Genomic DNA, 261 nt, shown 5'->3' with positions numbered 1-261 from the left:
ATTGATTTTTCATTTTGTTAATTATGTCTATCGCTCTCTGTAAATCCGTTTCAGAAGAAGTTATTACATCAATAACATAACTTTTGCTAGAAAATTTCCGCATTTCGAAGAAGATTTTAGGTTTTTTATACTTGAAGATAGTACCTAACTCAATGATAGGAACATAGTCAAACCTTTGATTAGCCAAAGGTAATTCTTTGAAAAAGGAATAAAATTCATATGTATTCTTTATTTCATCTGGATATTTTTGTAACATTTTTT

Annotated in this window: 1 protein-coding gene; it reads right to left on the bottom strand. The window is 26.8% G+C overall.

Annotated features, from left to right (window positions below; all coding sequences use genetic code 11):
• The coding region (locus V7164_RS00005) for a hypothetical protein (RefSeq protein WP_335353133.1) at positions 1 to 261 on the bottom strand (261 nt) is incomplete at both ends.

Origin of the sequence: Bacillus sp. JJ1474 (assembly GCF_036965225.1) — a bacterium.
Classification (GTDB): domain Bacteria; phylum Bacillota; class Bacilli; order Bacillales; family Cytobacillaceae; genus Cytobacillus.
Note: the sequence above shows the minus strand (reverse complement) of the source record. Positions and strands in the feature narration are given on the sequence as shown.